22 protein-coding genes are annotated in these 25,925 nt (G+C 58.7%); 14 read left to right on the forward strand and 8 right to left on the reverse strand.

Annotation, left to right across the window (positions count from 1 at the left end):
* Positions 1–19: 19 nt before the first annotated feature.
* Positions 20–967 (forward strand): isoaspartyl peptidase/L-asparaginase family protein, encoded by a 948-nt coding sequence (locus E5J99_RS00375; protein ID WP_135495732.1) that lies wholly within the window; start codon positions 20–22, stop codon positions 965–967.
* A gap of 4 nt (positions 968–971) precedes the next feature.
* On the opposite strand, the gene E5J99_RS00380 is transcribed toward E5J99_RS00375, so the two are convergent.
* Positions 972–1,667, reverse strand: coding sequence for an HAD family hydrolase (locus E5J99_RS00380; protein ID WP_135495733.1), 696 nt, complete (start codon positions 1,665–1,667; stop codon positions 972–974).
* 449 nt (positions 1,668–2,116) lie between these two features.
* Positions 2,117–3,682, reverse strand: a complete 1,566-nt coding sequence (porX, locus tag E5J99_RS00385) for a T9SS response regulator signal transducer PorX (protein ID WP_135495734.1) — start codon at positions 3,680–3,682, stop codon at positions 2,117–2,119.
* 358 nt (positions 3,683–4,040) lie between these two features.
* Here porX and E5J99_RS00390 point away from each other — a divergent pair, with 358 nt between their 5' ends.
* The 6 genes from E5J99_RS00390 (at position 4,041) to E5J99_RS00415 (ending at position 10,152) form a co-directional block, all read left to right on the forward strand.
* Entirely contained in the window at positions 4,041–5,273 is a 1,233-nt protein-coding gene (locus E5J99_RS00390) for an HD domain-containing protein (RefSeq protein ID WP_135495736.1), read from the forward strand.
* Between the two features lie 134 nt (positions 5,274–5,407).
* Positions 5,408–6,448 (forward strand): UDP-3-O-(3-hydroxymyristoyl)glucosamine N-acyltransferase, encoded by a 1,041-nt coding sequence (gene lpxD, locus E5J99_RS00395; protein WP_135495737.1) that lies wholly within the window; start codon positions 5,408–5,410, stop codon positions 6,446–6,448.
* A 133-nt stretch (positions 6,449–6,581) separates the two neighbouring features.
* Positions 6,582–7,976 (forward strand): bifunctional UDP-3-O-[3-hydroxymyristoyl] N-acetylglucosamine deacetylase/3-hydroxyacyl-ACP dehydratase, encoded by a 1,395-nt coding sequence (locus E5J99_RS00400; protein ID WP_135495738.1) that lies wholly within the window; start codon positions 6,582–6,584, stop codon positions 7,974–7,976.
* Between the two features lie 112 nt (positions 7,977–8,088).
* Positions 8,089–8,886, forward strand: a complete 798-nt coding sequence (lpxA, locus tag E5J99_RS00405) for an acyl-ACP--UDP-N-acetylglucosamine O-acyltransferase (protein WP_135495739.1) — start codon at positions 8,089–8,091, stop codon at positions 8,884–8,886.
* The gene (locus E5J99_RS00410; RefSeq protein ID WP_135495740.1) at positions 8,876–9,508 is read left to right on the forward strand and encodes an ABC transporter ATP-binding protein; all 633 of its coding nucleotides are present in this window, start codon (positions 8,876–8,878) and stop codon (positions 9,506–9,508) included. Before lpxA ends, E5J99_RS00410 begins: the two co-directional genes overlap by 11 nt.
* A 290-nt stretch (positions 9,509–9,798) precedes the next feature.
* Positions 9,799–10,152 carry a hypothetical protein gene (locus E5J99_RS00415; RefSeq protein ID WP_135495741.1) on the forward strand — a complete coding sequence of 118 codons (354 nt, stop codon included), beginning with the start codon at positions 9,799–9,801 and terminating at the stop codon, positions 10,150–10,152.
* 91 nt (positions 10,153–10,243) lie between these two features.
* Here the strand turns inward: E5J99_RS00415 and E5J99_RS00420 are convergent, their stop codons facing one another.
* On the reverse strand, positions 10,244–11,017 hold the full coding sequence (locus E5J99_RS00420) for a DUF4197 domain-containing protein (RefSeq protein WP_135495742.1): 774 nt from the start codon (positions 11,015–11,017) through the stop codon (positions 10,244–10,246).
* A gap of 158 nt (positions 11,018–11,175) precedes the next feature.
* Positions 11,176–11,985 carry a DUF4197 domain-containing protein gene (locus E5J99_RS00425; protein WP_135495743.1) on the reverse strand — a complete coding sequence of 270 codons (810 nt, stop codon included), beginning with the start codon at positions 11,983–11,985 and terminating at the stop codon, positions 11,176–11,178.
* A 99-nt stretch (positions 11,986–12,084) separates the two neighbouring features.
* Here E5J99_RS00425 and E5J99_RS00430 point away from each other — a divergent pair, with 99 nt between their 5' ends.
* The 3 genes from E5J99_RS00430 (at position 12,085) to E5J99_RS00440 (ending at position 15,173) form a co-directional block, all read left to right on the forward strand.
* A complete protein-coding gene (locus E5J99_RS00430; RefSeq protein ID WP_135495744.1) occupies positions 12,085–13,338 on the forward strand; it encodes a competence/damage-inducible protein A in 1,254 nt (417 codons plus the stop codon).
* Between the two features lie 155 nt (positions 13,339–13,493).
* Positions 13,494–14,888 (forward strand): dihydrolipoamide acetyltransferase family protein, encoded by a 1,395-nt coding sequence (locus E5J99_RS00435; RefSeq protein ID WP_135495745.1) that lies wholly within the window; start codon positions 13,494–13,496, stop codon positions 14,886–14,888.
* A gap of 78 nt (positions 14,889–14,966) precedes the next feature.
* Positions 14,967–15,173, forward strand: a complete 207-nt coding sequence (locus tag E5J99_RS00440) for a hypothetical protein (protein ID WP_135495746.1) — start codon at positions 14,967–14,969, stop codon at positions 15,171–15,173.
* Positions 15,174–15,282: 109 nt separating this feature from the next.
* Here the strand turns inward: E5J99_RS00440 and E5J99_RS00445 are convergent, their stop codons facing one another.
* Entirely contained in the window at positions 15,283–17,328 is a 2,046-nt protein-coding gene (locus E5J99_RS00445; protein ID WP_135495747.1) for a S9 family peptidase, read from the reverse strand.
* Between the two features lie 230 nt (positions 17,329–17,558).
* Complete coding sequence (locus tag E5J99_RS00450) at positions 17,559–20,189, reverse strand: valine--tRNA ligase (RefSeq protein WP_135495748.1); 2,631 nt, start codon at positions 20,187–20,189, stop codon at positions 17,559–17,561.
* A 236-nt stretch (positions 20,190–20,425) separates the two neighbouring features.
* Here E5J99_RS00450 and E5J99_RS00455 point away from each other — a divergent pair, with 236 nt between their 5' ends.
* The gene (locus E5J99_RS00455) at positions 20,426–21,355 is read left to right on the forward strand and encodes a carbon-nitrogen hydrolase family protein (protein WP_135495749.1); all 930 of its coding nucleotides are present in this window, start codon (positions 20,426–20,428) and stop codon (positions 21,353–21,355) included.
* A 70-nt stretch (positions 21,356–21,425) separates the two neighbouring features.
* On the forward strand, positions 21,426–22,589 hold the full coding sequence (locus E5J99_RS00460; protein WP_135495750.1) for an N-acetyl sugar amidotransferase: 1,164 nt from the start codon (positions 21,426–21,428) through the stop codon (positions 22,587–22,589).
* A 196-nt stretch (positions 22,590–22,785) separates the two neighbouring features.
* Here the strand turns inward: E5J99_RS00460 and E5J99_RS00465 are convergent, their stop codons facing one another.
* Positions 22,786–23,136, reverse strand: coding sequence for a 4Fe-4S binding protein (locus E5J99_RS00465; protein WP_135495751.1), 351 nt, complete (start codon positions 23,134–23,136; stop codon positions 22,786–22,788).
* A gap of 200 nt (positions 23,137–23,336) precedes the next feature.
* Between E5J99_RS00465 and E5J99_RS00470 the strand changes: the two genes are divergently transcribed.
* Both E5J99_RS00470 and E5J99_RS00475 read left to right on the forward strand, forming a co-directional pair.
* Positions 23,337–24,350: an acyl-CoA reductase gene (locus tag E5J99_RS00470; protein ID WP_135495752.1), complete on the forward strand. Its 1,014-nt coding sequence runs from the start codon at positions 23,337–23,339 to the stop codon at positions 24,348–24,350.
* A gap of 113 nt (positions 24,351–24,463) precedes the next feature.
* A complete protein-coding gene (locus E5J99_RS00475) occupies positions 24,464–24,763 on the forward strand; it encodes a hypothetical protein (RefSeq protein ID WP_135495753.1) in 300 nt (99 codons plus the stop codon).
* Between the two features lie 163 nt (positions 24,764–24,926).
* Here E5J99_RS00475 and E5J99_RS00480 read toward each other — a convergent pair whose 3' ends face one another.
* Positions 24,927–25,799: a nucleoside phosphorylase gene (locus tag E5J99_RS00480; RefSeq protein ID WP_135495754.1), complete on the reverse strand. Its 873-nt coding sequence runs from the start codon at positions 25,797–25,799 to the stop codon at positions 24,927–24,929.
* Between the last annotated feature and the right edge of the window lie 126 nt (positions 25,800–25,925).

Raw genomic sequence — 25,925 nt, forward strand, 5'->3', positions numbered from 1 at the left:
CTCTCATCTACTTCACGCTATGCCCTCAGCCCCGCCTTTCACTATTCTTGTTCATGGCGGCTCGGGCCGACTCTATCCCGAGCCCATGCCGGCGGCTAAAGCAGCGGCGTATTCGGCTAAGCTCACCGAAGCAGCTCAGGCCGGCTACGCGCTTCTCGAGCAAGGCGGTAGCAGCGTGGCAGCCGTGGAAGCCAGCCTCCGTATTCTGGAAGACTCTCCCCTGTTCAATGCCGGGCGGGGCGCGGTATTCTCCCACGACGAAGTGAACGAGCTGGATGCCTCTGTTATGGACGGGGCCACGCTCCGGGCCGGCGCGGTAGCCGGCGTCCGGACCGTGCGCAACCCGATTTCGGCGGCCCGTGCCGTCATGGAGCAGTCGGCTCACGTGCTGCTGACCGGCAGCGGGGCCGACGCCTTCGCGGCGCAGGCCGGCCTGGAAATCGTGGACCCCAGCTGGTTTCGGATTGAGGAACGCTGGGAACAGATCCAACGGGTGAAACAAGCCGAACGACAGCGGGCAGCGGAGCAGCCCGGCCCGCCGCCCGCCAAATACGGCACCGTGGGCGCGGTGGCCCTCGACAAAGCTGGCAACCTAGCGGCGGGCACCTCCACCGGCGGCATGCTCAACAAGAAGTTCGGCCGCGTCGGCGACTCGCCCCTTATCGGGGCCGGCACGTATGCCAACCACTGCTGCGCGGTATCGGGCACCGGCCACGGCGAGTTTTTCATCCGCCACGCCGTGGCCCACGACATTGCCGCGCTGGTCGAATATAAAGGGCTGCCGGTGGCAGAAGCCGCCGCGCTGGTGATGCAGAAAGTAGCCGCAGCCGGCGGAGTAGGCGGCGTAATTGCCCTCGATGCCCAGGGAAATATAGCCATGCCCCACAGCACGGAAGGCTTGTTCTGGGCGTATCGAAAAGCGGATGGCCAAACGCAGGTGAACGTCTGCCACATGATTATCGAGTAGCAGCTTACTGCGCCACCAGCTGCGCCACGCCGGCGCGCAGGGCCGGAATATCCAGCAACCGGCTCACGGTATGCGTAGGCCGCAGCGCCCGGCACTGGTCGTCGTCGCCGAAGCCGAAGGAGACCCAGCAGGAATCGATGCCGCTATTGCGGGCAAACTCCAGGTCGGCGGGCGTATCACCTACCATCAGGATTCGGTGAGCGGGTACCTGCGGAAACCGGGGCTGCACCACGGCGTGGAATACCATGGGGTCGGGCTTTTTGGCTAGCTGCTTTTCCGGCAGGCTGCCGTCGCCGATAACCAGGGCTACGAAGGGCCGCAAGCCGAGTTGCGTCAGCGAGGCTTCGAGCACGGCCGCGCCTTTGTTGCTCAGCACCGCAATGAGAGTGCCCTGCGCGGCAAGCTGGCGAAACAGGGCCAGGGCCCCGGGAAACGGCATCACCAGCGCCTCGGCTTCGTGGACGTAGATACTGCGGTAGGTAATGACCCACTCGGCTACTTCGGCCGTCGGGCGCTCGGGCAATAGTTCCTGCAGCATATCGCCCAGCACCAGGCCCCGGTTTATCATCGTCTGCAGCACCTCGGGCGCGGGGCGCGGCACCTGGTAGTGGTCGAAGGTGCGCTCGAAGCTGTAGGTAATGGCGCGGCGCGTGTCGCAGAGCGTACCGTCGTAATCGAAGAGAAACAGGGAATACGGCATGAAGCTGGGCTACGGGTAAAAGCTTCGTAAGCTACGACGAGCGGGCGGATTGCGGGCTGTGAACACAATTACTTCACTGAACCTGGCTTACGCTACCTTGCTGCCTTGATAGGTACTTGGCCTCGCAAGCTCATATCACTTACACCGCGACATACTGAATCTTGCAGGAAAGTGTACGACTAAGACAGCATTATTTTGCGCTGGAGGGCTCCGATAATTGGAGCGTACCTGCTTTTAAAACCTCGGAAAAGTGGAAGGCGGTACTGGCGTTGGCTGACCATATACGTAAGCTGAATCTACCGCAGCAGTAAACACAACAGCGGCGGGCCTCCGAAGAAACCCGCCGCTGCGAATGTGTCTGTTTAGAAAGTTGCCTGAAATAATCTAAAACGTCATGTCTCCCTGTGGTCGACATGACGTTCTGTTTTACTAAAAATCCTACTCCCGCCCTACGCCTTCGAGGTGAGCGTGATGAACGGGATAATCACCTCTTCGAGCGAGATGCCACCGTGCTGGAACGTGTCCTTGTAGTAGTTCACGTAGTAATTGTAGTTGTTGGGGTAGGCGAAGAAATAGTCGCCGAGCGTAAATACATACGCGGTGCTCACGTTTTCGCGGGGCAGGAAAATGCGCTCCGGCTTGCGCACCACGTACACGTCCTTGTCGGTGAAGCCCAGGTTTTTGCCGTGCTTGTAGCGCAGGTTGGTGTTGGTGTTCCGGTCGCCCACGATTTTGAAGGGGCGCTTCACCCGAATCGTGCCGTGGTCGGTGGTGATGATGAGCTTGCCCTTTTTCTCGGCAATGGTCTGCAGCATCTCATACAAGGGCGAGTGCAGAAACCACGAGCGGGTGATAGAGCGGTACGCCGACTCATCGGCGGCCAGCTCCCGAATCATGGCCATGTCGGTGCGGGCGTGCGAGAGCATATCCACGAAGTTGTAGACGATGACGTTGCACTTATAATTGTTGTGCAGGTTGCTCATCTTGCCCAGCAAGTCTTTGCCGGCCTGCAGGTTGGTCACCTTGTGGTAGCTGAACTTGTGCTTCTGGTTGGCCTTCTGGAACATAATTTCCATGAACTCCGCCTCGTTCAGGTTCTTGCCCTCGTCGTCGTCGTCCGTCACCCACAGGTTGGGGTACTTCTTCTGGATGTCGCCGGGCATCATGCCCGAAAAAATGGCATTGCGGGCGTAGGCCGTGGTAGTGGGCAAGATGGAGTAGTACATTTCCTCCTGGTCCACGGTAAAGAGCTCGGCAATAATGGGCTCCAGAATCTTCCACTGGTCGTAGCGCAGGTTGTCAATCAGCAGGAAGTAGACGGGCGTGTCGCCGGTTTCCTTCAGCAGCGGAAACACGCGCTTCTGAAACAGCTCGTGCGACATCATGGGCGCGTCGTCGGCCTCGTTGTTCACCCACTCCTCGTAGTTCTCCATAATGAACTTACAGAAGTAGTTGTTGGCCTCGTCCTTCTGCATGTTGAAGACTTCGGCCATGCTCTTGCCTTCTGTCTCATCGATTTCCAGCTCCCAGTACACAAGCTTCTTGTACACATCGGCCCACTCGCTCGGGCTCAGCCGGTCGCCGAGCTGCATGCCGAGCTGGCGGAAGTCGCGCTGGTAGCTGCTGTTGGTTTTCTCTGAAATCAGGCGCTTGTTGTCCAGCACCTTTTTCACGGAAAGCAGAATCTGGTTCGGGTTAACGGGCTTGATGAGGTAATCGGCAATCTTGGAGCCGATGGCGTCCTCCATGATGTGCTCCTCCTCACTCTTGGTAATCATGATGACGGGCAGCGTGGGCTTCACGGCCTTGATTTCCGTCAGGGTTTCCAGGCCGGTGAGGCCGGGCATGTTCTCGTCCAGGAACACAATATCGAAGTTCTGCTCCTGCACCTGCTCAATGGCATCGGCCCCGGAGTTGACCCCGGTTACGTCGTAGCCTTTTTCGGTCAGGAAGAGAATATGGGGTTTCAGGAGGTCGATTTCGTCGTCGGCCCAGAGAATGGAGTACCGTTGCATATGGGGATTTTGGGGACTTAAAAAGATAGCGCCAAGCGCTGAGCCAGGCGGTTCAACGAAGCAGCACTCGGCTATAGCCGCTGCCGTCACCGAGTGGACTCCAAAGAGTCCTGGTGGCGCAAGCAGGTTGCAACTGGCGTTTCGTAAGTAGCTTTACTCCCAATCCCTGGTTTTTGGTTCTGAAAAATTACGGCAATCCGATATTCGGCCGCCTAACTCCGCCGTAAAGAAGCCGAAAAATGTTGGTTTGAGTTCCGTTTGTGCGTTTCACGAAGTGCTGCTTCGCGCTTTTGCACCCTATACTATCCTCCCATTCAACGACTCACGAAGTACAGCTTCGCGGTATAGCCTCGCTCCTTTGAACAAAAAGAAAATCTTCAACGACCCGGTGTACGGCTTCGTCACGGTGCCCACCGAGTTGCTGTTCGACCTGATTGAGCACCCTTACTTTCAGCGCCTGCGCCGCATTCAGCAGCTCGGCCTCACCGGTTTCGTATATCCCGGGGCTCTGCACACGCGTTTCCACCACGCCCTGGGTGCCATGCACCTCATGACGCTGGCCCTGCGCACGCTCAAGGACAAAGGCGTCAAGATTTCGGCCAAAGAAGGCGAAGCGGCCCTGATTGCCATCCTGCTCCACGACATTGGCCACGGCCCGCTCTCCCACGCCCTGGAAACGGCCATTTTTCACGAAGTGCCCCACGAGCAGCTCAGCCTGTACCTGATGCAGAAGCTCAACGCCGAGCACGTCGGCCTGCTCGATCTGGCCATCCGCATCTTTCAGGGCAGCTACGAGCGGCCGTTTTTCCACCAGCTCGTGAGCAGCCAGCTCGATATGGATCGGCTCGACTACCTCAACCGTGACTCCTTCTACACCGGCGTGCAGGAAGGCCGCCCCGGTGCCGACCGCCTCATTAAGATGCTCACGGTGGTGGACGAAAAGCTGGTGCTGGAGGAAAAAGCCGTGTACAGCATCGAGAACTTTCTGGTGAGCCGCCGCCTGATGTACTGGCAGGTATACTTGCACAAAACCGTGACCAGCGCCGAGCAGATGATTATCCGCATCGTGCAGCGGGCCCGCGACCTGGTGCGCTCCGGCCACGAGGTGCCCGCCTCCCCCGATCTGCACTTCTTCCTCTCCAAACCCGTCAGCATCCTCGATTTCGAGCAGGATGACACCATTCTGCAGCGCTTCGTGCAGCTCGACGATTCCGACGTGTGGAGCGCCGTGAAAATGTGGGCCACCAACCCCGACAAAGTACTCAGCTACATGTCGCGCAGCATCCTGGACCGTAAGCTGTTCAAGATCATCCTCCAAACCGACCCGTTCGACGACGACTTGGGCCTGGGCATTATCGAATTGATTGCCGAGAAGTTCGACCTCTCTCCCCAGGACGCCAGCCAGCTCATGCTTTCGGGCCGCATCAGCAACAATGCCTACGATGCCGACGGCAAAGACACGATTGACGTGCTGACCAAGGGCGGCCGGGTTATCAACGTGGCCGAAGCCTCCGACCTGCCCAATATCCGGGCTCTGGGCCAGCGCGTCGAGAAGCATTATATCTGCTACCCCAAGGAAATTGCGAGCTAGGACTATAAAAACGTCATTCCTCGACTTCGCTCGGAATGGCGTTCTACTTTTTCTAACTGATTCGCCAGCCACGCTTTGGCTTGCCTTATTTCCCCTGGCATTACCAACAAGGGATATTTCTCTACTTTTGCGCAATGGAATTTACGGTAGGCCAGATTGCGGAAGTGCTGCAGGGTGTCGTCGAGGGCGACGCCACGCCACGCATCGACCGATTGGCAAAAATCGAAGAAGCACAGGCCGGAGCCCTCTCCTTCCTGTCGAATCTGAAGTATGAGGCCCACCTCTACACAACCGGGGCCTCAGCCGTCATCGTGAGCAAGACGCTGGTCGTGAAGCACCCCGTAAGCGCGGCCCTTATTCGCGTCGACGACCCCTATTCCAGCTTTACCACGCTGCTCGAATTCTACCAGCAAGCCACCCGCACCGGCCGGCGCGGCGTAGAGGAGCCCGCTTTTATGGGCAGCAACTCCCACATTGGCGACAACCACTACCGCGGCGCTTTCTCCTATATCGGCCAGAACTGCCGGATCGGCCGCGACGTGGTCATTTTCCCGCAAGCCTACATCGGCGACCGGTGCGTTATCGGCGACGGCACCATTATCTATGCCGGGGCCAAAATTTACGCCGAAACTATCATTGGCGCGCGCTGCACCATCCATGCCGGGGCCGTTATCGGCTCCGACGGCTTCGGTTTCGCCCCCCAGCCCGACGGCTCCTACCGCACCATTCCCCAGATCGGCAACGTGGTGCTGGAAGATAACGTGAGCATCGGGGCCAACACCACCATCGACTGCGCCACGATGGGCTCGACCATTATCCGCGAAGGAGCCAAAATCGACAACCTCGTGCAGGTGGCCCACAACGTCGAAATCGGCCGCCACACGGTGGTAGCGGCCCAAACCGGCATTTCGGGCTCCACCAAAATCGGCGACTTCTGCGTGCTGGCGGGCCAGGCGGGTATTGCCGGTCATCTCACGCTGGCCAACCGCACCACCGTCACGGCCCAGTCGGGCGTGGGCAAGTCGATCAAGGCGGAAGGCATTCTGCTGCAAGGCTCGCCGGCCTTCAGCCTGCGCGACAGTCTGCGGGCCAATGCCGTTTTTCGCCACCTGCCGGAAATGGAGCGCCGCCTGGCCGAACTGGAGCGTGCCGCATCCATGCCGGAAAAGTCCTAGCTTTGCGCCTTGAAAAGCTGCTGGCATTTGGCTGTTAGCTAAAGCCCGCAGCTTTTTTGTTACCGCTGTTTCCCATTATCGACGTTTCCGCCCGTTAGCTAGCAGCTTCCCGCTTGCAGCTCACAGCCCCCCAATGAACGACAAGCAACACACCATTAAGGCCCCTGTGACCGTGAGCGGCATTGGCCTGCACACCGGCGTTTCGGCTACCATGACCTTCTGCCCCGCGCCGGTCAATCATGGCTACAAGTTTCAGCGCATCGATTTGCCCGGCCAGCCCGTTGTCGATGCCGACGTCGACAATGTGGTGGATTTGTCCCGTGGCACCACCATTGAGCAGAACGGCGCCCGCGTGAACACCGTGGAGCACACGCTGGCCGCGCTGGTGGGCTTGCAGCTCGATAACGTGATGATTCAGCTTGATGGTCCCGAGCCGCCCATTATGGATGGCTCGTCCTACGAATTCATCAAAGCTATTCAGGAAGTGGGCCTGCTGGAGCAGAATGCGTTGCGCAACTACTTCGAGATTCCCTCCGAAATACGCTACGTGGATCATGCCCGGGCCGTGGAAATTGCCGCCCTGCCCCTGAACGACTACCGCCTCACGGTGATGGTGGACTACAATTCGCCCGTGCTGGGCTCCCAGCACGCCTCCCTGACGGATATCACCCAGTTTACGGCCGAAATTTCTTCGTCGCGCACCTTTTGCTTTTTGCACGAGCTGGAAGCCCTCTATAAGTCCAACCTCATCAAGGGCGGCGATTTGAGCAATGCCATCGTGGTCGTGGACCGGGTGGTGAGCGACGAGGAGCTGACGGATCTGGCCACCATGCTGGGCAAGCCCAAAGTGGCCGTCAAGAAAGAAGGCATTCTCAACAATGTGGACCTGCGCTACAAGAACGAGCCCGCCCGCCACAAGCTGCTCGACCTGGTAGGTGATCTGGCCCTGGTGGGCCGGCCGCTGAAAGGCCAGATTCTGGCGGCCCGCCCCGGCCACGCGGCCAACGTGGCCTTCGCCAAGAAGATCAAGAAGAAGATGATGGAGGCCAACACCTCCCCCGTGCCGAGCTACGACCCTAGCCGGGAACCAGTGCTGGATATCAACCAGATCAGTCAGATTCTGCCCCACCGCTACCCGTTTCTGCTCATCGACAAGGTGATTCATCTTGATGCCAACACCGTGACGAGCATCAAGAACGTGACCATCAATGAGCCGTTTTTTCCCGGCCATTTCCCCGGCAACCCGGTAATGCCCGGCGTGCTCCAGATTGAGGCCATGGCCCAGACCGGCGGCATTCTGGTGCTCAATACCGTGCCCGATCCGGAGAACTACTGGACTTACTTTTTGGGCATCGAAAACTGTCGCTTCCGCAAGAAAGTTGTGCCCGGCGACACTATCATTTTCCGCTGCCACCTGTTGTCCCCCATCAAGCGCGGCATTGCCAAAATGAAAGGCCAGGCCTTCGTCAACGGCAAAATCGTGATGGAAGCGGAGATGAGCGCGGCCATTGTTCGCAAAGACGCTTAATATTCAGTTAGTAATTAATACGTAAGAATGCATACTTCTCTGACGAAAGGCAGCCCCCGCAACGTTGAGGAAATTCTGGAGTATTAATTCTTGATTACTAATTACCCAACGAATGAACCAGCCGCTCGCCTATATACACCCCGAAGCCAAAATCGCCCAGAACGTGGTAGTGGAGCCTTTCACCACCATCGACAAGGACGTGGAAATCGGGGAAGGCACCTGGATTGGCCCCAATGTGACCATCATGTCGGGAGCCCGCATTGGTAAAAACTGCAAGATTTTCCCTGGGGCCGTCATCGCTGCTATGCCGCAGGACCTCAAGTTTGCGGGGGAGCGCACCACCGTTTATATCGGCGACAACACCGTTATCCGGGAGTGCGTGACCGTGAACCGCGGCACCGTGGACCGGCTCAAGACCGTGGTGGGTGCCAATTGCCTGCTGATGGCCTACGTGCACGTGGCCCACGACTGCGTGATTGGCAACAACTGCGTGCTGGCCAACGGCGTGCAGCTGGCGGGCCATGTCGAAATCGGCGACCATGCCATTATCGGGGGCACCTCCGCCGTGCACCAGTTCGTGAAAGTGGGGCAGCACGCCATGATTTCGGGCGGCTCCCTGATTCGCAAAGACGTGCCGCCGTTCGTGAAGGCGGGCCGGGAGCCGCTGACGTACAGCGGTATCAACTCCATCGGTCTGCGCCGCCGGGGCTTCTCCGACCAGAAGATCAGTGAGATTCAGCAGCTTTACCGGTTGCTGTTCCTGAGTGGGCTCAACAACAACGATGCCCTGGATAAAATTGAGCTGGAGCTGTTGCCTTCCCCGGAGCGCGACGAGGTCGTAAATTTCGTGCGCAACTCGGGTCGGGGTATCATCAAGGGCTACTCCCGCAACGGCAACGGTGCGGATTGAGGCGACCAAGCTCGGGAAGCGCTTCCACCGCGAGTGGATCTTCCGGGGCCTGAACCACACTTTTCACCCCGGTACCGCCACGGCGGTGCTGGGCCCGAACGGCTCGGGCAAAAGCACGCTGCTCAACACCCTCTCCGGCCAGATTCTGCCCACGGAGGGTAGCTTGGTCTATTCTTTTCAGGGTCAGCCGGTAGCGGTAGAGGACGTGCCGCGCCGCTTGGCCTATTGTGCTCCTTACCTGGAGCTGATTGAGGAGCTGACGCTGAGTGAGCTATTGCACTTTCACACCCGCTTCAAGCCGCTACGTCCTGGCATCACTCCAGCCCAGCTGATTGAGCGGATGTACCTGGAGAAGTCACGCCACAAGCTGGTACGCGACTTTTCGTCCGGCATGAAGCAACGACTCAAGCTGGGCCTGGCGCTGTACGCCGATTCGCCCCTGCTGCTGCTCGACGAGCCTACCACAAACCTCGACCGTGCTGGCGTTGCCTGGTACCAGGAGCACGTGCAGGCTACCGTGGCCGGCCGGTTGGTCATCGTCAGCTCCAATGTGCCGGAAGAGTACGCCTTCTGCCAGCACCAGATCAGCGTCACTGATTTCGGTGCCCAGGCTGCCCGCTAAGGGTGTGTGTGAGACGTTTCGGGGTGTTTGCGTGACGGTAGCAGACAATTGGCCTTCCCGCAACTATCAGGGTCAGGCAGCGGTAGAAGTGCTGCCGTTTCCGGGCCCGGAACTTCCATTTGCGCTGATGCAGCACGGGCTGTATGTGCTACTAAGATTTTTTTGAGGCCGGCGGGCAACTTATTTTCTGCCTCAGCAATTAACCCCAAGCGGGTTCCCGCGTATCTTTGCAGCCGAAACCCGCGCGTTTGCCTCTTTCATTTTTTCACTTTTACCGCCCTCGCAAGGCTATGAAACAATACGACGACCTCGACGATGACGACCTGCTCGGTGATGATGACGAGCTGGATACATTCGCCAAAACGGGCGGCAGCAAAACCCGCGGCAACGACGAAGACCGCCTCAGTGCCAAGTATGCCGACTACCTGATGTGGCGCGATACAGGCTCCTCCCACGATGAGGCCCTGGACCTGGCCAGCATGACGGAGGATGAATATACTACCGCCGAAGCGGCCGAAGACCCTGATGGCAGCGGCTTTGCCAGCCTCGACGACGATGACGACTTCGCCGACGACGATGACGACGACTCCTATGGCAGCAGCCGAGGCAGCCGAAGCTCCCGCTATTCTGAAGACGACTACTAAACGCGTTTACACGCCTTAATCACACCCACAAAAAAGCCCCGCTGGTATTTCCGGCGGGGCTTTTTTGTGGGTGTGATTAAGGCGTGTAGCTTCAAGATTTATTGCCGCCGAATACCCGGCGCAACAACTCAGTGGTGCGCGCTACCGGGTTTTCCCGGATGTTTACTTCTTCCTGCGCAATAAGCGTGAACAGACCGCCAATGGCTTTGTCGGTGGCATATTGGGTCAAATCGGTGTTCACCGGCTTCACCATCGGAATCATGTTGTAGCGCGTAGTAAGGTCGGAGTAGTAGCGCGTGGCGTTTACCTTCTCTAACGACTGCCGAATGATGGGCTGGAAGGCCGAGGTGAGTTGGGTAGTGGTAGTACGCTTGAGGTAGGTGGTAGCGGCGTCCTTTTCCCCCGTCAGAATGCCCCAGACGTCTTTAAACGTCAGGCTCTTGATGGCTGACAGGAAAATGGGCTTGGCGCTGCGGGCCGCGTCTTCAGCCCCCCGGTTCAGGGAAAGCTCAAACTTATCGACTTGGGCCCCGAGGCCGATAGCGCGCAGGGAAGTGGCCACGCGCTGGGCATCCGGCGGAAACGGAATCCGAATCAGCCGGTTCAGATAGAAGCCATCCTGTTTGGAGGCTTGGTCCGAGCCTTTCGTAATTCCTTGGCTCAATGCTTCCTTCAGACCCATGGCGGCCTCGTTCTGACTAACGGCTCCGGTTGTTCTGCCGGTCGGTATGGTACCAACTCCGGTGGAGGAGCCAGGCCGGGATTTTAAAATATCCTCCAGCTTGGGAAGGCGAAATTGCGCGGAAGCCGTGAAGCTGACGGCCGTAAGAGCCAGGGTCAACAAAAGAGAATGAGTCTTTTTCATAGAGGTGGAGGAGCAAGAAACCCGGCCAACCCGGCCGACAGTAGCGGCAAGGCACAAACCAGACCAAATTGTTCCGGGCGGGCTTTTTCCCTTTCAGGCACGAAAAAGCCCGCCGGCGGGATGCACCAAGCGGGCTTTTGCAAAATCAGGTGGTTCTTTTACTTGCCGAACGCGCGCTTCAGCGCAGCTGAGCCCCGAGCCGCCGCATTGAGCCGGATACGACCTTCTTCCTCGGCCATGAGTGTGAAGATACCATCCGAGGTTTTCTGGGTGGCATAAGTCGTCAGGTCCGTGTTGATGGCCGTCATCATCGGAATCTTGTTGTAGCGGGCCACCATTTCGCCGTAGAGCTTGGTGGCCCCGGTTTGCTCCAGCGACTGTTGCACGATGGGTTTTAGGGCTGCTACCAACTGGGCTTCGGTGTTGGTGTGCAGATAGAGCGTGGCCGCGTCGGGCTCCCGGGTTGTCACCAGGGCCATAGCGTCGGCGAAGCTCAGATTCTGGATAGCCGTCAGAAATATAGGTTTGGCCTGCAGGGCGGCGGCTTCGGCACCACGGTTCAGAGCGACTTCAAACCGGTCGACCAACGCCCCCAGGCGCAAGCCCCGCAGCGTAGTAGAGACCAGCTCGGCCTCGGGCGGAAACGGGATACGAATGTCGGCGTTGGCATTGAAGCCATCGGCCGAGCCAGCCACCTCGGTAGCGCGGGTGATGCTCTGCGTGAGGGCCTCGCGCAGACCGGTGGTGGCCTCGGGCAGCGTGAGCGGCACGGGAGCCACCACCACAGGCGCAGTTACTTTGGTGGTGGCCTTCACCGTGGTTTTAACCGGCGCTTTGGTTGTTTTTTTGGTCGTGGTTTTCGCTTTGGTAGTGGTAGTTTTGGGCTTGGGTTTGGTTTGAGCCCAAACCACCTGCGAACCTGCCAGACTTACAACCAACGCGGCGACGAGAATACGAAAACGAAGCATAGAGTAGAAAAAGCGAAAAACCTGTCGCCCATAGTGAGCGTCTTATTCGCATTGGCCCCAAATTGCACCAAATTCCCTCTCCTTCCTAACTCCCGGTCCATGTCCCACACTCCAGACGCAGAAATTATCACCATTGGCGACGAGCTCCTGTACGGTCAGGTCGTGGATACCAACTCCGCATTCATGGGCCAGGAGTTGGGCAAGCTCGGCGTGCGGGTACGGCAGATAACCAGCGTTTCCGACCGGGCCGACGAAATCGTGCAGGCCCTGGACGCGGCCCGGCAGCGCGCCCAGGTGGTGCTGATTACCGGCGGCCTGGGCCCGACCAAAGACGACCTTACCAAGAACATTCTGACCGACTACTTCCACACGGAGCTGGTGCTGCACGAAGCTTCTCTGCGCGACGTGGAAGCCATATTTGCCCGCTTCAACCGGCCCATGATGGAAGTGAATCGCCAGCAGGCCTTTCTGCCGGCCACCTGCACGCCGGTGCGCAATGCCGTAGGCACTGCCCCCGGCATGTGGTTCGAAGACCAGGGCGTGGTATTCGTGTCGATGCCTGGCGTGCCCTTCGAGATGAAGCGCATGATGACCGATACGGTGCTACCCCGCCTGAAGCGCCATTTCCAGACGCCACCCATCGAGCATATCGTGGTGCAGACGGTAGGCCTGGGCGAGTCGTTTCTGGCTGATAAAATAGCGGCCTGGGAAGATGCGCTACCAGCCCACATGAAGCTGGCCTATCTGCCGTATCTGGGTGGTGTGCGCCTGCGCCTCACCGGCTCCGATGATGGCCGGCCCGACCTGCGCGGCCGCATGGAAGCCCTGCTACCCGAGCTCCGAGCGCTGCTCGGCGACTATATTTTTGCGGAAGGAGAAGTACCGCTCGAAGCCGCCGTGGGCCAGCTTTTGCGGGAGCATGGCCTCACTCTCGGGACGGCCGAGAGCTGCACCGGCGGCTACATTGCCCACCGGCTGACCAGCGTGGCGGGTAGCTCGGGCTACTTTTTGGGCAGCATTATTTCCTATCATAACGACATCAAGATCAAAGAGCTAGGTGTATCGCCTGAATCTATTGCTACACATGGAGCGGTGAGTGAGGAAGTGGTGCGCCAGATGGCCGAAGGAGCCCGCCAGCGCCTGGGCGTGGATGTTGCCGTTGCTACCAGCGGCATAGCCGGCCCCGACGGCGGCAGCGAGGAAAAACCCGTCGGTACATTCTGGCTGGCCTATGCCGATGCGCACCAGACCATAGCCCGCAAAATCACTTTTAACCGGGGCCGCCAGCTCAACATCGAGTACGCTACTACCAGCGTACTGAACCTGCTACGCCAGAGCTTGCCTAAGCTGTAGAGACAGGCTCGTTCATAGCCCACCGCAGTCTTTTTTCGCCCACCGCTTTATCCGGCTCCTGGTATCTGGCCCTGCTGCCGCGTTCGGCTTAGTGGTTTCTGTTACCTTTGAGGCCTCAATCTCCCACCCAACAACCCCCAACAACCCAATACCGCATGGCACGAGTGGAAATGGTGATGCCCAAAATGGGCGAAAGCATTATGGAAGGCACCGTCCTGAAATGGCTCAAGCAAGTCGGCGACGCCATTGAGCAGGACGAATCGGTGCTGGAAGTGGCAACGGACAAAGTTGATACCGAAGTGCCCGCCATTTATGCTGGGGTATTGCAGGAAATTCTGGTGCAGGAAGGCCAAGTGGTAGCTGTGGGCTCTCCCATTGCTGTTATCGAAACCGAGGCGGCTAGCGCTGGTGCGCCCGCTCCGACGGCCGCCCCGGCCGCTCCCCAGCAAACGCCCGCGCCTTCGTTGAATGGGGCTGAAACAAGCGTACCCTACCTGCCCGAGCTGCACGACCCACAGGCCACGGCCGTGGCCCAGCCCGGCCGCTTCTACTCGCCGCTGGTTCTCAATATTGCCCGCCAGGAAGGAATTTCGATGGGTGATCTGGAGTATCTGCCCGGCACCGGCAAAGAAGGCCGCGTAACCAAGCAGGATATTCTGGCCTACGTGGAAGGCGGCAAAAAGCCCCTGACGCAGGCTGCCCCAGCCACCGTTGCGGCCGCCCCTCAGCCCGCTCCCGCTGCCCCGGCCGTAGCAGCCCCAATACCAGCCGCCGCACCCGCCGCACCCGCCGCGCAACCGGCTGCCACGCCCGCCAGCAAGCCAGCGCCATCCGTGAGCGGCAACAACGAGCTGGTTGAAATGGACCGCATGCGCAAGATGATTGCCCAGCGCATGGTAGACTCAGTTCGTATCTCGCCCCACGTTACTTCTTTCGTGGAAGCCGACGTGACCGAAATCGTCAACTGGCGCAACAAGCACAAGGATGCCTACAAGAAGCGCGAGGGCGAAAATCTGACCTTCACGCCCATCTTCATTCAGGCCGTGGCCCGCGCCATTCAGGACTTTCCGAACATCAACGTATCGGTCGATGGTGACTACATCATCAAGAAGCGCGACATCAACATTGGGGTAGCCGTAGCGTTGCCCTCCGGCAACCTTATCGTACCCGTGATTCACAATGCCGACCAGCTTAACCTCAATGGTCTGAGCAAGCGGATGAACGACCTGGCTACGCGGGCCCGGGCCAACAAGCTTAAGCCGGAAGACCTGGAAGGCGGCACCTACACGCTGAGCAACGTGGGCTCATTCGGCAACGTGATGGGCACGCCCATCATCATGCAGCCCCAGGTCGCCATCATGGCCGTGGGCGCTATCAAGAAGAAGCCAGCCGTCATCGAAACACCACAGGGCGACCTGATCGGCATTCGGCACTTTATGTTCCTCTCGCATAGCTACGACCACCGCGTGGTCGATGGCTCATTGGGCGGTATGTTCGTGCGCAAAGTGGCCGACTACCTGGAGCAGTTCGACCCGAACACAGCTATCTAAGCAGCGCGGGCTACCCCTACCTTTACCGGAACAAGCCCATCAGATTGATGGGCTTTTCTTTTTGATTTTCAGAATTTTATGAAGAACGCTGCTTTCCTCGTTGCCCTCGTGGTATCCCTGGGCCTCATCCTCTACCTCTACCAACAGACTACCCGGTTGGAAGAAGCGCTGCAAATGTCGGAGAAGCGCTTCGCCGACTGTGAGCAGGTCACATTTCAGCTCCAAATGAAGGCCAATGGCAGTGCGCCACGCGGCGCGGCCTCCGATAGGGAGTCCAGAAAATAACCAGTGAACTAACCGAGGCTTCCTATTTTCTGCCCCAGCTGGCAACTACCGAAAAGACCCGCTATAGTCCGTAGCGGGTCTTTTTGGTGAGGCAAAATGAAGAGTATAGCTACGCCTTCGTGCCCAGCAGCAGCAGCATAAAGGCGAACTGCCGGGCCACGTCGTTGATGGACTTGAAGCGGCCCGAGGCGCCGCCGTGCCCGGCGGACATGTCGGTATGCAGCAGCAGCAGGTTGTGGTCGGTCTTCACGGTGCGCAGCTTGGCCACCCACTTGGCGGGCTCGAAGTACTGCACCTGCGAGTCGTGCAGGCCGGTCGTGACGAGCATGTTGGGGTAGGCCTGAGGGCGCACCTGGTCGTAGGGCGAGTAGGAGAGCATGTACTCGTAATACTCCTGCTGGCCGGGGTTGCCCCATTCGTCATACTCGCCGGTCGTGAGCGGGATGCTGGCGTCCATCATCGTCGTCACCACATCCACGAACGGCACCGCGGCCACCACGCCCCGGTAGTACTCGGGGTGCAGATTGACGACGGCCCCCATGAGCAGCCCGCCCGCCGAGCCGCCCAAGGCAAAGAGCTTTTGCGCGGAGGTGTAGTGCTGGTCAAGCAGAAATTTGGCGCAGTCGGTGAAGTCGGTGAAGGTGTTCATCTTCTTGAGCTTCTTGCCGTCTTCGTACCACTGCCGGCCCATTTCCTGCCCGCCCCGGATGTGGCAGATTACGTAGGCAAAGCCGCGGTCGAGCAAGCTCAGACGGGCCGAGCTGAAGGTGGCATCCATAGACAAGCCATAGGAGCCGTAGGCGTACTGCAGCAGCGGAGCGGTGCCATCCTTCTTGAAACCCTTTTTATAGACGATGGACATCGGAATCTTAGTGCCATCGGCGGCAGTAGCCTGCACGCGCTCCGTCACGTAGTCTTCCTTCCGAAAGCTGCCCAGCACGGTCTGCTCCTTCAGCAGCTGCTTGGTGCGGGCGGCCATGCCGTAGTCGTAGGTGGAAGCGGGCGTGGTGAGCGACGTGTAGCCGTAGCGCAGCACGGGCGTATCGAACTCGGGGTTGATGCCGATGCTGGCCGTATAGGTTGGCTCGCCGAAGTTGAGGTAGTGCTCCTGCTTGTCTTGCCAGTGGATGACGCGGAGCTGCAACAGCCCTTCCTGCCGCTCGCCCAGCACGAGGTAGTCTTTGAAGAACTCCATCTGCTCCAGAAATACCGTGGGCCGGTGCGCTATTACCTCCTGCCACGCCGTTTTGGCCGTCTGGGTCACGGGCGTTTTGAGCAGGCGGAAGTTGGGAGCCCCGGCGTTGGAGCGCACATAGAAGTCGGAGCCAAAATGCTCGATGTCGTAGAGGTGGTCGGCTTCGCGGGGCAGAAACACGGTGAAGGCCGCCAGCGGGTTGGCCGCCGCCAGAAACCGGGTTTCCGACGACATGGTGCTACTCACGCTCAGGAAGATGTACTGACGGGACTTGGAACGACTTACACCGGTATAAAACGTGTTGTCCTCTTCCTCATACACCAGCACATCCTGCTCGGGGTCGGTGCCGATGGTATGCCGATACACTCGGTAAGGCAGCAGCGTGGCGGGGTCTTTTGTGGTGTAGAATACCGTTTTGTTGTCGGCAGCCCACACGGCGTCGCCGCTGGCGTTGGCAATCTTTTCGGGATAAAGCTCACCGGTTTTCAGGTTGCGGAAGCGGAGCGTGTAGAGACGGCGGCTTACGGTATCGACGGCGTAGGCCAGTGTCTGGTTGTCGTCGCTCACCTCGTAGCCGCCAATCTGAAAATAGGTTTCACCCTTGCCCATCTCATTGCCGTTGAGCAGCACTTCCTCCGGAGCCGTCAGGTGGCCTTGCTTGCGGCAATAAATCGGGTATTCGCCGCCCTGTTCGTAGCGGGTGTAGTAGTAATAGCCATTGTCGCGGTAGGGCACTGACTCGTCCTGCTCCTTGATGCGGCCCTTTATTTCCTGAAACAACGTGGCCTGCAAGTCTTTCACAGAAGCCAGCTGCTGCTCAGAGTACGCATTTTCGGCGTTCAGGTAGCTGAGCACTTCCGGGTTTTCGCGCTCATTGAGCCAGTAGTAGTTATCGGTGCGCGTGCCGAAAGGCGACACCAGCAGCCTGGGCTTGCTGGCCGCCACGGGGGGCTTGGTCATAGTCGGTTGGGGTGTGGAGGTAGAAGGGTGTGCTTCGGCAATTCCCAGTGCAACAAAACAGCGGCCCGCCAGCCAGGGTTTCAGGTGGTGCATACCAGCAGGCCCTGAGGATGTAGATACACTACTATACCAGTAAAAACATCTGCCGGCGAACCGAAATAGTCGGTGTTCTTCAGAAAGAAAAAGACCGTCCTTGGGCCGGACGGTCTTTTCTACTGTTGGCGTTGTGGCTACAGCGCGGCCAAGCTCTGCTCCAGCGCAAGAATTTTCGCTTCGGCGTCGGTCTGTTTCTGCCGCTCCCGCTCCAGCACATCGACTTTAGCGTTCTGTACAAACTTCTCGTTGCTGAGCTTTTTCACCACTGTGTCGCGGAAGCCCCGGGTATATTCCAGCTCCTTTTCGAGGCGTACTTTCTCGGCACCCAGGTCAATCTGACCTTCCAGCGGCACAAAAAACTCCACCCCACCGGCTATAAAGCCAACCGAGGCGGCCGGAGCTTCCGGCACGAAGCTGATTTCCGACAAGGCGGACAGCTTCCGAATGATGCCGTCATAGTCCTGCAGCAATTCCTTGTCGTCGGTTTTGGCCGCCAGCGTCAGGGGCTTGTTAGGCCCCAGGCCTTTCTGGTTACGAATATTGCGCACCCCGGCCACAATATCCAGGGCCTTCTCCATGCGGGCGAGCAGGTCGGCGCTGCCGGCTACGGGAGCCAGCTTGGGCCAAGACGTCACGCACACGTACTCTTTCGGGCCACGCTCTTTCAGCTCATGCCATATCTCTTCGGTGATGAAGGGCATGAACGGGTGCAGCAGCTTGAGCAGCGTTTCGAGGTAGCCGATGGTGTGCTTCAGCGTTTCGGCATCGATGGGCTGCTGATACACGGGCTTCACCATTTCGAGGTACACCGAGCAGAAATCGTCCCACACCAGCTTGTACACCGTCATCAGCGCGTCGCTCATCCGGAACTTGGCGAAGTGCTCATCCAGCTCGACTACCGTCGCCTGAAGCTTGGCCCCAAACCACTCCACGGCTTTGGCCGAGGCAAACGGCAGGGCAGCATCCACTTCCCAGCCCTGCGTCAGACGGAAGGCGTTCCAGAGCTTGTTGGTGAAGTTGCGGCCCTGCTCCACCAGCTTGATGTCGAAGAGCAGGTCGTTGCCGGCCGGCGACGAAAACAGCATGCCCGTACGCACGCCATCGGCCCCATACTGCGCAATCAGGTCGAGCGGATCGGGCGAGTTGCCGAGCTGCTTGCTCATCTTGCGGCCCTGGTCGTCGCGCACGATACCCGTGAGATACACGTTGCGGAAGGGCACTTCCTTGCGATATTCCAGGCCGGCCATAATCATGCGGGCCACCCAGAAAAACAGGATTTCGGGAGCCGTTACGAGGTCGTTGGTCGGGTAGAAATAGTTGATATCGGCATTGTCGGGGTCCTTGAAGCCATCGAACACCGAAATAGGCCACAGCCACGACGAAAACCAGGTATCGAGCACATCTTCGTCCTGGCGCAGGTCGGTGAGTTGCAGCTCGGCATTGCCGCTTTGCGCGCGGGCCTGCAGCAGCGCCTGTTCCTCGTCCAGGGCCACCACGAACGAGCCATCGGGCAGGTAGTAGGCCGGAATGCGCTGGCCCCACCATAGCTGGCGCGAAATGCACCAGTCGCGCACGTTCTCCATCCACACCCGGTACATGTTCTTGAACTTGGGCGGGTGCAGCTTTATTTCGTCGTTTTCGACCACCTCCAGGGCCTTTTTGGCCATGTGGTCCATCTTGCAGAACCACTGCAGGCTCAGCTTGGGCTCAATCACCGCGCCGGTCCGCTCCGAGGTTTGCAGAATACTGTTGTAGTCCTCGATTTTATCGAGCAGCCCGGCTTCCTGCAAATCCTTGGCAATCTGCTTGCGCACGGCAAAGCGGTCCTGCCCCACGTAGAGCCGGGCGTTGTCGTTGAGCGTGCCGTCGTCGTTGAGTATGTCGATAACGGGCAGGTTGTGCTTCAGCCCCAGCTCGTAGTCGTTCAAATCGTGGGCTGGTGTCACCTTCAGGCCGCCCGTCCCGAAGTCCATCGTCACGTACTCATCCGTGATAATCGGGATTTCGCGGCCCAATAGCGGAATGCGCACGTTCTGCCCGTGCAGGTGCCGGTACCGCTCATCGTTCGGGTTCACGGCCACGGCTACGTCGGCCATAATTGTTTCGGGCCGCGAGGTAGCAATGGTAATAAACTGGTCCTCCTGCCCTACCACGGCATAACGCAGGTAGTACATCTTGGCCAGGGTGTCCTTAGCAATGACTTCCTCATCGGAAATAGCGGTGCGGCCCTGCGGGTCCCAGTTCACCATGCGCACCCCCCGGTAGATCTGGCCTTTCTGGTACAAGTCCACGAACACGCGCAGCACGGCCTGGGTAAGCTCGGGCTCCATCGTGAAGCGCGTCCGGTCCCAGTCGCAGGAAGCACCCAGCTTCTTGAGCTGCTCCAGAATAATACCGCCATATTTCTCCTTCCAGCTCCAGGCATGGGCCAAAAACTGCTCCCGCGTCAGGTCGCGCTTCTCGATGCCCTGCTCCTTGAGCAAAGCAACTACCTTTGCTTCGGTGGCAATGGAGGCGTGGTCGGTGCCGGGCACCCAGCAGGCTTCCTTGCCCTGCATGCGGGCCCGGCGCACCAGCACATCCTGAATCGTATTGTTGAGCATGTGGCCCATATGCAGCACGCCCGTCACGTTGGGCGGCGGAATTACGACCGAGTAGGCGGGCTTGCGCGGGTTGGGCTTGGCTTTGAAAAAGCCCTGCTCCTGCCAGCGCTGATACCATTTGGCTTCGACGTCGGCAGGCGTATAGGTTTTGGCGATGGACATCGTCAAGGGGAAAAGGCGGTTCGGAATAGGGGCAAAAGTAGGAAATTCAAGTTGGGAGGTGAAATTCCCATCGTATATAGTCGGTCGGCGGGCTAAGGTGTTGGCCGGCATTAATATGGTTTTAATCCGTTATGTATATGATTCAAGTTACCTTTGGGGGCGACAAAAAAACCAGGTGAAGGTTTAATCAGATTTTGTTAACTTCTGATAATTTCCCCACTGCCTTCATTGTTTCTATGGCCAAGCTCTTCTCTTTCCTGCACTCCAGGAAGCCAGCGCCAGCGCCAGCTCCTACTGCTCCCCCAACTATCTCTTCCTCAACCGCTACCGTCCGCATTGGCCTGGGTCAGCTGCTGGTCGAGGGCGGGGAGCCGCACCGCAACCTGGAGCGGGCCGCCCAGATGATTGCTGACGCCGCCCATCAAGGCTGCGACCTGATTCTGCTGCCCGAAACCCTGGATTTTGGCTGGACCCACCCCAGCGCCCTGGACGAAGCCCAACCCATTCCCGGCGTCTTCAGCGACCTGCTCTGCCAGGAAGCGCTGCGCAACAACATCATGGTGTGCGCCGGCCTCACCGAGCGCCTCAACGGCCGCACCTACAACGCCGCCATCCTGATCAGCGCCCAGGGCGAAATCCTGACGAAGTACCATAAAATCAACCTGCTTACCGTCGAGCAGCCGTTTTACGCGGTGGGGCAAACGCTGAATGTGGTAGATACGCCGCTGGGTAAAATCGGAGTCAACGTGTGCGCCGACAACTACATCGACGGCCTGTCTATTGGCCACACGCTGGCCCGCATGGGAGCCGAGTTCATCATTGCTCCCGCTTCCTGGACCGTCGATTACTCTATTACGGAAGAAAACGACCCGTATAAGGAGAAATGGATTCGGCCCTTTTCCATTCTGGCCCGGCTCTACAATGTGGCCGTTCTTAGCACTACATCGGTAGGCTACATCGTGGGGGGGCCGTATGAGGGCAAGAAAAGCATCGGCTGCTCCCTGGCCGTCGACGCCTCGGGCGTACGGGCACAGGGGAGTTTCAACGAATTCGCGAGTCAGCTCATCGTGACCGACATTCCACGGCCCGTGCGGCCAGAGCAGGGCACGGCTATCAGCGACATGCTGCGCCGCAAAGGCTACCGTTTCGACGAGCTGCCAGCTTAAGCCGGTCTTTTTTCGTTTCTATCCGTTTCCCACCCAACGCTGTCCTATTGCCTCCACTCTACTCTTTCGTATGACTGACAGCTCCCAACGCTGCACCCGCTGTATTATGGACACTACTGTACCCGGCATCCGCTTCGATGACCAGGGAGAGTGTAATTTTTGCTTACTGCACGACAAAATGGACCGCGCGTTTCCCTTGGGCGACGCTGGGCGGGAGAAAGTGCAGGAAATAGCTGCCGACATCAAGCGCGTGGGCCGGGGCCGGAAGTATGACTGCGTGCTGGGCGTAAGCGGCGGCCGCGACAGCTCGTTTACGCTCTGGTATTGCGTCACGCAGCTGGGGCTGCGCCCGCTGGCGGTGCATTTCAACGACGGCTTCGGCAACCCCGTGGCGGGGGAGAACATGCTGAAGGCCTGCCGGAAGCTGGGCGTCGAAATGCGCACCATCACCTCCGACTGGCGCGAATCCAAAGATTTGAAGATTGCCTTCCTCAAAGCTTCTACGCCCGATATGGAAGAAGGCACCGATGTGGGCATCGCCACGGCCCTCTATGGCGTGGCGGCCAAAGAAGGCGTGCAGCGCATTATCATCGGGCAGTCGTTTCGTACCGAAGGCATCGCGCCACTTTCGTGGAACTACCTCGACGGCAAATACCTCAAAGCCGTGCACAGCCGCTTCGGCTCGGTGCCGCTGCGGCCCTGGTCGCCGGCTGACCCGGGCTTCAATCTGGGCATCAAGGAAATGTTCTACTACGCTTTCGTGCGGCGCATCAAAACCGTGACCCTGCTCTACCACGTCGATTACGTCCGGAGTGAGGTAGACGAGCTGCTGGCCCGGGAGCTGGAGTGGCAGAACCCCGGGGCGCACTACTTCGACGACCTCTACCAAAGCGTTATCTATTACCTGAACCGGACCAAATTCAACATCGACCGGCGTCTGTTCAATTATTCCGCGCTGGTTCGCTCGGGGCAGATGAGCCGCGAAACTGCCCTGAGCCGCACAACCAAAATCAACTCCATCGAAGACCCGCGGGTGATTGAGCTGTGCATCAAGCGCTTGGGTCTCACACGGCCGGAATTCGACCAGATCGTGGCGACTCCGCCCCGCACTTTCCACGACTATCCCAACAACTACCGCCTCATTCGCCGCCTGCGCTGGCCGATCCGGACGCTGAGCCGCATGAACCTGATTCCGGAGTCAGCCTACGACAAGTACTTCAACTGCGGCACGTAACCACACATCATGCTACGCATCGAGCAGCAACGAAGCACTCCACGGACGGCGCGGTTCATTCATCTTCTGCAACTCATTTGACACGGTTGAAGCAGAAAGCCCTTTTTCGTCGCGACGAAAAAGGGCTTTCTGGCTACAGGCTACTGGCCGCTGCACGGAAGACAAATTACGACCTACCTCGCACTAGCACAGATGCTTATGCACCAGCATGCAGCCACTCTTTCTTAGTCAGCAGCTTATCCTGACTTTCGCGGTAGTCGGGGTCGTCGACGCAGCAGTCGACAGGACAAACGGCGGCGCACTGAGGTTCTTCGTGGAAGCCCACGCACTCGGTGCACTTATCTGAGACGATGTAATAATACTCATCCGAAACGGGCGTCTGGGGCGCTGTGCCGGCTACCACTGCGCCGCCATCTACTTGCACCTGTTTCAGCGTGGTGCCGTCGGCCCAGCGCCATTGGGCGCCGCCTTCGTAAATAGCAGTGTTGGGGCATTCTGGTTCGCAGGCACCACAGTTGATGCACTCGTCGGTTATCATGATGGCCATAGCCGTGGTCCTCTGGGTTGGGTGATGCCGTTACTGGCTGTCTGTACTGTACGCAGAAACCGCGTGGGGAGTAAGCCGTACCGACACTGCAAAAGTAGAAACTAACCCGTACTCTTGCGAGTTTTTTAGTTATTCCCTCGCCCGGCCCGGTTTTGCTTCGGCCAGCCCGCCCCGATTCGCTTTTTCTTTGCCTTCCTTCTATGAATCATTCCGACCGCCTGGCCGCGTTTGTGGCCTTGGGCCAGCGCCTGCGCCACCTTTCTGCCGATGAGTTGACCACCCTGGCTTCCCGGGCCCGCAACACCAACAACTGGTTCGACGAGCCCAACGTCACGGCTGCCGTGCGGGGCGTGGCCCAGCTGCTGGCCGAAGACACGCTGCGCACCTGGGCGGGCCGCTACGCCCCCGAGCCCGCCCAGCCCCGGCGCGTAGGCGTGGTGATGGCCGGCAATATCCCGCTCGTAGGCTTCCACGATCTGCTGTGCGTGCTGCTCAGTGGCCACCACCTACTCGCCAAGCCCAGCGCCGACGACAAAGTGCTCATGACCTGGATTGCGCAGGAGCTGACCACGCTGGAGCCGCGCTTTGCCGAGCGTATTGCCTTCGTGGAGCGCCTGAACGAGGCCGACGCCTTCATTGCTACCGGCTCCAATAATACGGCCCGCTACTTCGAATACTACTTCGGCAAGAAGCCAAACCTGATCCGACGCAGCCGCACCAGCCTGGCAATTCTGACGGGCGAGGAAACGCCCGACACGCTGGCCGCTCTAGGTCGCGACATCTTTCAGTACTACGGGCTGGGCTGCCGCAATGTGTCGAAGCTCTACGTGCCCGCCGGCTATTCCTTTACGCCCCTGCTCGATGCGCTGGAGCCCTGGCACACGGTGCTGCAGCACAACCGCTACCAGAACAACTATGACTACAACAAAAGCCTGCTGCTGGTAAACCGCGTGCCACACTTCGACAATGGCTTCCTGCTCGTCACGGAAGGCGGAGCCCTGGTTTCGGCCATTTCGGTACTACACTACGGCACCTACAGCAGCGAGGTCGACCTTATGGACCAGCTAACGGACGTAGCCGAGCAGATCCAATGCATCGTTTCCGACGAGGGACGCTACGCGGGCAGCTTTGCCTTCGGGCAGGCCCAGTCGCCCAAGGTTACCGACTACGCGGATGGCACTGATACTATGGCATTTATGGCGGAAATAGGCTGATTGAAACAGCCGGTAGAACTATAGCAACAACTTGCGTTTTTTTCGTTGATTTTAATTGCATTATTCAAACCATTTCACCAAGTTGAGAGAGTACTTCTCACTCCCCGACCTATATGCACGCGCTTGTACAATCTCCGGAAATCGTAGCCAAGGAAATAATTGGCAGCCTACGCTTCTCTGCCCACGACGTTCTTTCCCTTCCTGCGCAGCAACAGTGGCGGCGCTACGAAGCCGAACGGGCCACTACGCTGGGCAACGGCTACCACAGCAAGGTTGATATTTATTTTCAAACCGCTGATGGTGAGACGAAACGGGTATACACAACGGTGTGGGCCTGCGATGCTGAATACCTGACGCTTAAATCCGGGGCTTCGCTGCCATTGCGCGCCGTAGTAGGCTTTGATTTCTACTAACCGCAGATCATATACCAACTCCAGCGAATATTCACTGCTGCAACAGTTTTCGCTAATAGCACAAAATAAAGCCCCAACCTATACAGGCCGGGGCTTTATTTTGCGAAGTTAATTCACTTTACCAGTAAGGCATACTTGAATTATTCTGCTAATACACTACTCTCTAAATACGGTCGAGCGTCTTCATGATCAAGTCGTTCACGGTGGCTTCGGCATTGGTGGCGAATTCGCCGGTGGCGCGGTTGGCCACAATAGCGTTGAGCGACACTACCTCGTGGCCGAGCATACGGCCCAAAGCATAATAGCCGGCGGTTTCCATTTCAAAGTTGGTGAGGCGGAACTCCCCTTCGGCGCTTTGATGGCGGAAATTCTGAAAGCGGCTGATCAGGTCGGACTGGCGTAGGTCGAGGCGCAGCACGCGGCCCTGCGGCCCATAGAAGCCCGGGCAGGTAAGCGTATTGCCTACCACCATGCCCTGGCCCAGCTGCTCGCGCAGCAAATCGGTGCCGCGCACGCAGTACGGGCGGTAGCTCAGGTCGAGGCTGTGCTGAATGCCCGTGGCAACTTCAATTTCCAGCCCGGTTTCGACGAGCGGATAAAATTGCATCAGCGAGTCGAGGCCCACGGCATGCTCGGTTACCAGGTGCGAGCCAACCGGAATATCGGCCTGCAAGGCACCACTAGTGCCCACGCGCACGATGCGCAGGGTGATGCGCTCTTCCAGGGGGCGCGCCTCCCGGGTGATGAAGTCAATATTGACCAGCGCATCCAGCTCATTGAGCAGAATATCGATGTTGTCGGTGCCCATACCGGTGGAAATTACGGTCAGGCGCTTGCCTTTGTAGTAGCCAACGTGGGTAACAAATTCGCGCTTATGAATCTGGGTTTCGATGGAATCGAAGTGCTGGCTGATCAACGGCACGCGCTCCGGGTCGCCGACGGTGATGATGGTCTCGGAGATATGGTCGGGCAGCAGGTTGAGATGATATACGCTGCCGTCGCGGTTGATGATCAGCTCCGACTCGGGAATAGGCATGGGAAAAAAATTAGGGTGGGAGAATTTGAACGCTAGCCCGGCTCGTCCTCCGGGGTGGAATGCGGGGCGCTGCTTATAACGAAAGAAGCCGGAAACTAGCTAGCAAGCTTCCGGCCTTTTCACTGC

It is taken from the genome of Hymenobacter elongatus (assembly GCF_004745955.1).
Classification (GTDB): Bacteria; Bacteroidota; Bacteroidia; order Cytophagales; family Hymenobacteraceae; genus Hymenobacter; species Hymenobacter elongatus.

Bases quoted from the DNA above. Each gene is read 5' to 3' on its own strand.
- E5J99_RS00375 (WP_135495732.1), top strand. From the start codon at position 20: ATGCCCTCAGCCCCGCCTTTCACTATTCTTGTTCATGGCGGCTCGGGC.
- E5J99_RS00380 (WP_135495733.1), bottom strand. From the start codon at position 1,667: ATGCCGTATTCCCTGTTTCTCTTCGATTACGACGGTACGCTCTGCGAC.
- porX (WP_135495734.1), bottom strand. From the start codon at position 3,682: ATGCAACGGTACTCCATTCTCTGGGCCGACGACGAAATCGACCTCCTG.
- lpxD (WP_135495737.1), top strand. From the start codon at position 5,408: ATGGAATTTACGGTAGGCCAGATTGCGGAAGTGCTGCAGGGTGTCGTC.
- E5J99_RS00400 (WP_135495738.1), top strand. From the start codon at position 6,582: ATGAACGACAAGCAACACACCATTAAGGCCCCTGTGACCGTGAGCGGC.
- lpxA (WP_135495739.1), top strand. From the start codon at position 8,089: ATGAACCAGCCGCTCGCCTATATACACCCCGAAGCCAAAATCGCCCAG.
- E5J99_RS00415 (WP_135495741.1), top strand. From the start codon at position 9,799: ATGAAACAATACGACGACCTCGACGATGACGACCTGCTCGGTGATGAT.
- E5J99_RS00420 (WP_135495742.1), bottom strand. From the start codon at position 11,017: ATGAAAAAGACTCATTCTCTTTTGTTGACCCTGGCTCTTACGGCCGTC.
- E5J99_RS00425 (WP_135495743.1), bottom strand. From the start codon at position 11,985: ATGCTTCGTTTTCGTATTCTCGTCGCCGCGTTGGTTGTAAGTCTGGCA.
- E5J99_RS00430 (WP_135495744.1), top strand. From the start codon at position 12,085: ATGTCCCACACTCCAGACGCAGAAATTATCACCATTGGCGACGAGCTC.
- E5J99_RS00435 (WP_135495745.1), top strand. From the start codon at position 13,494: ATGGCACGAGTGGAAATGGTGATGCCCAAAATGGGCGAAAGCATTATG.
- E5J99_RS00440 (WP_135495746.1), top strand. From the start codon at position 14,967: ATGAAGAACGCTGCTTTCCTCGTTGCCCTCGTGGTATCCCTGGGCCTC.
- E5J99_RS00445 (WP_135495747.1), bottom strand. From the start codon at position 17,328: ATGACCAAGCCCCCCGTGGCGGCCAGCAAGCCCAGGCTGCTGGTGTCG.
- E5J99_RS00450 (WP_135495748.1), bottom strand. From the start codon at position 20,189: ATGTCCATCGCCAAAACCTATACGCCTGCCGACGTCGAAGCCAAATGG.
- E5J99_RS00455 (WP_135495749.1), top strand. From the start codon at position 20,426: ATGGCCAAGCTCTTCTCTTTCCTGCACTCCAGGAAGCCAGCGCCAGCG.
- E5J99_RS00460 (WP_135495750.1), top strand. From the start codon at position 21,426: ATGACTGACAGCTCCCAACGCTGCACCCGCTGTATTATGGACACTACT.
- E5J99_RS00465 (WP_135495751.1), bottom strand. From the start codon at position 23,136: ATGGCCATCATGATAACCGACGAGTGCATCAACTGTGGTGCCTGCGAA.
- E5J99_RS00470 (WP_135495752.1), top strand. From the start codon at position 23,337: ATGAATCATTCCGACCGCCTGGCCGCGTTTGTGGCCTTGGGCCAGCGC.
- E5J99_RS00475 (WP_135495753.1), top strand. From the start codon at position 24,464: ATGCACGCGCTTGTACAATCTCCGGAAATCGTAGCCAAGGAAATAATT.
- E5J99_RS00480 (WP_135495754.1), bottom strand. From the start codon at position 25,799: ATGCCTATTCCCGAGTCGGAGCTGATCATCAACCGCGACGGCAGCGTA.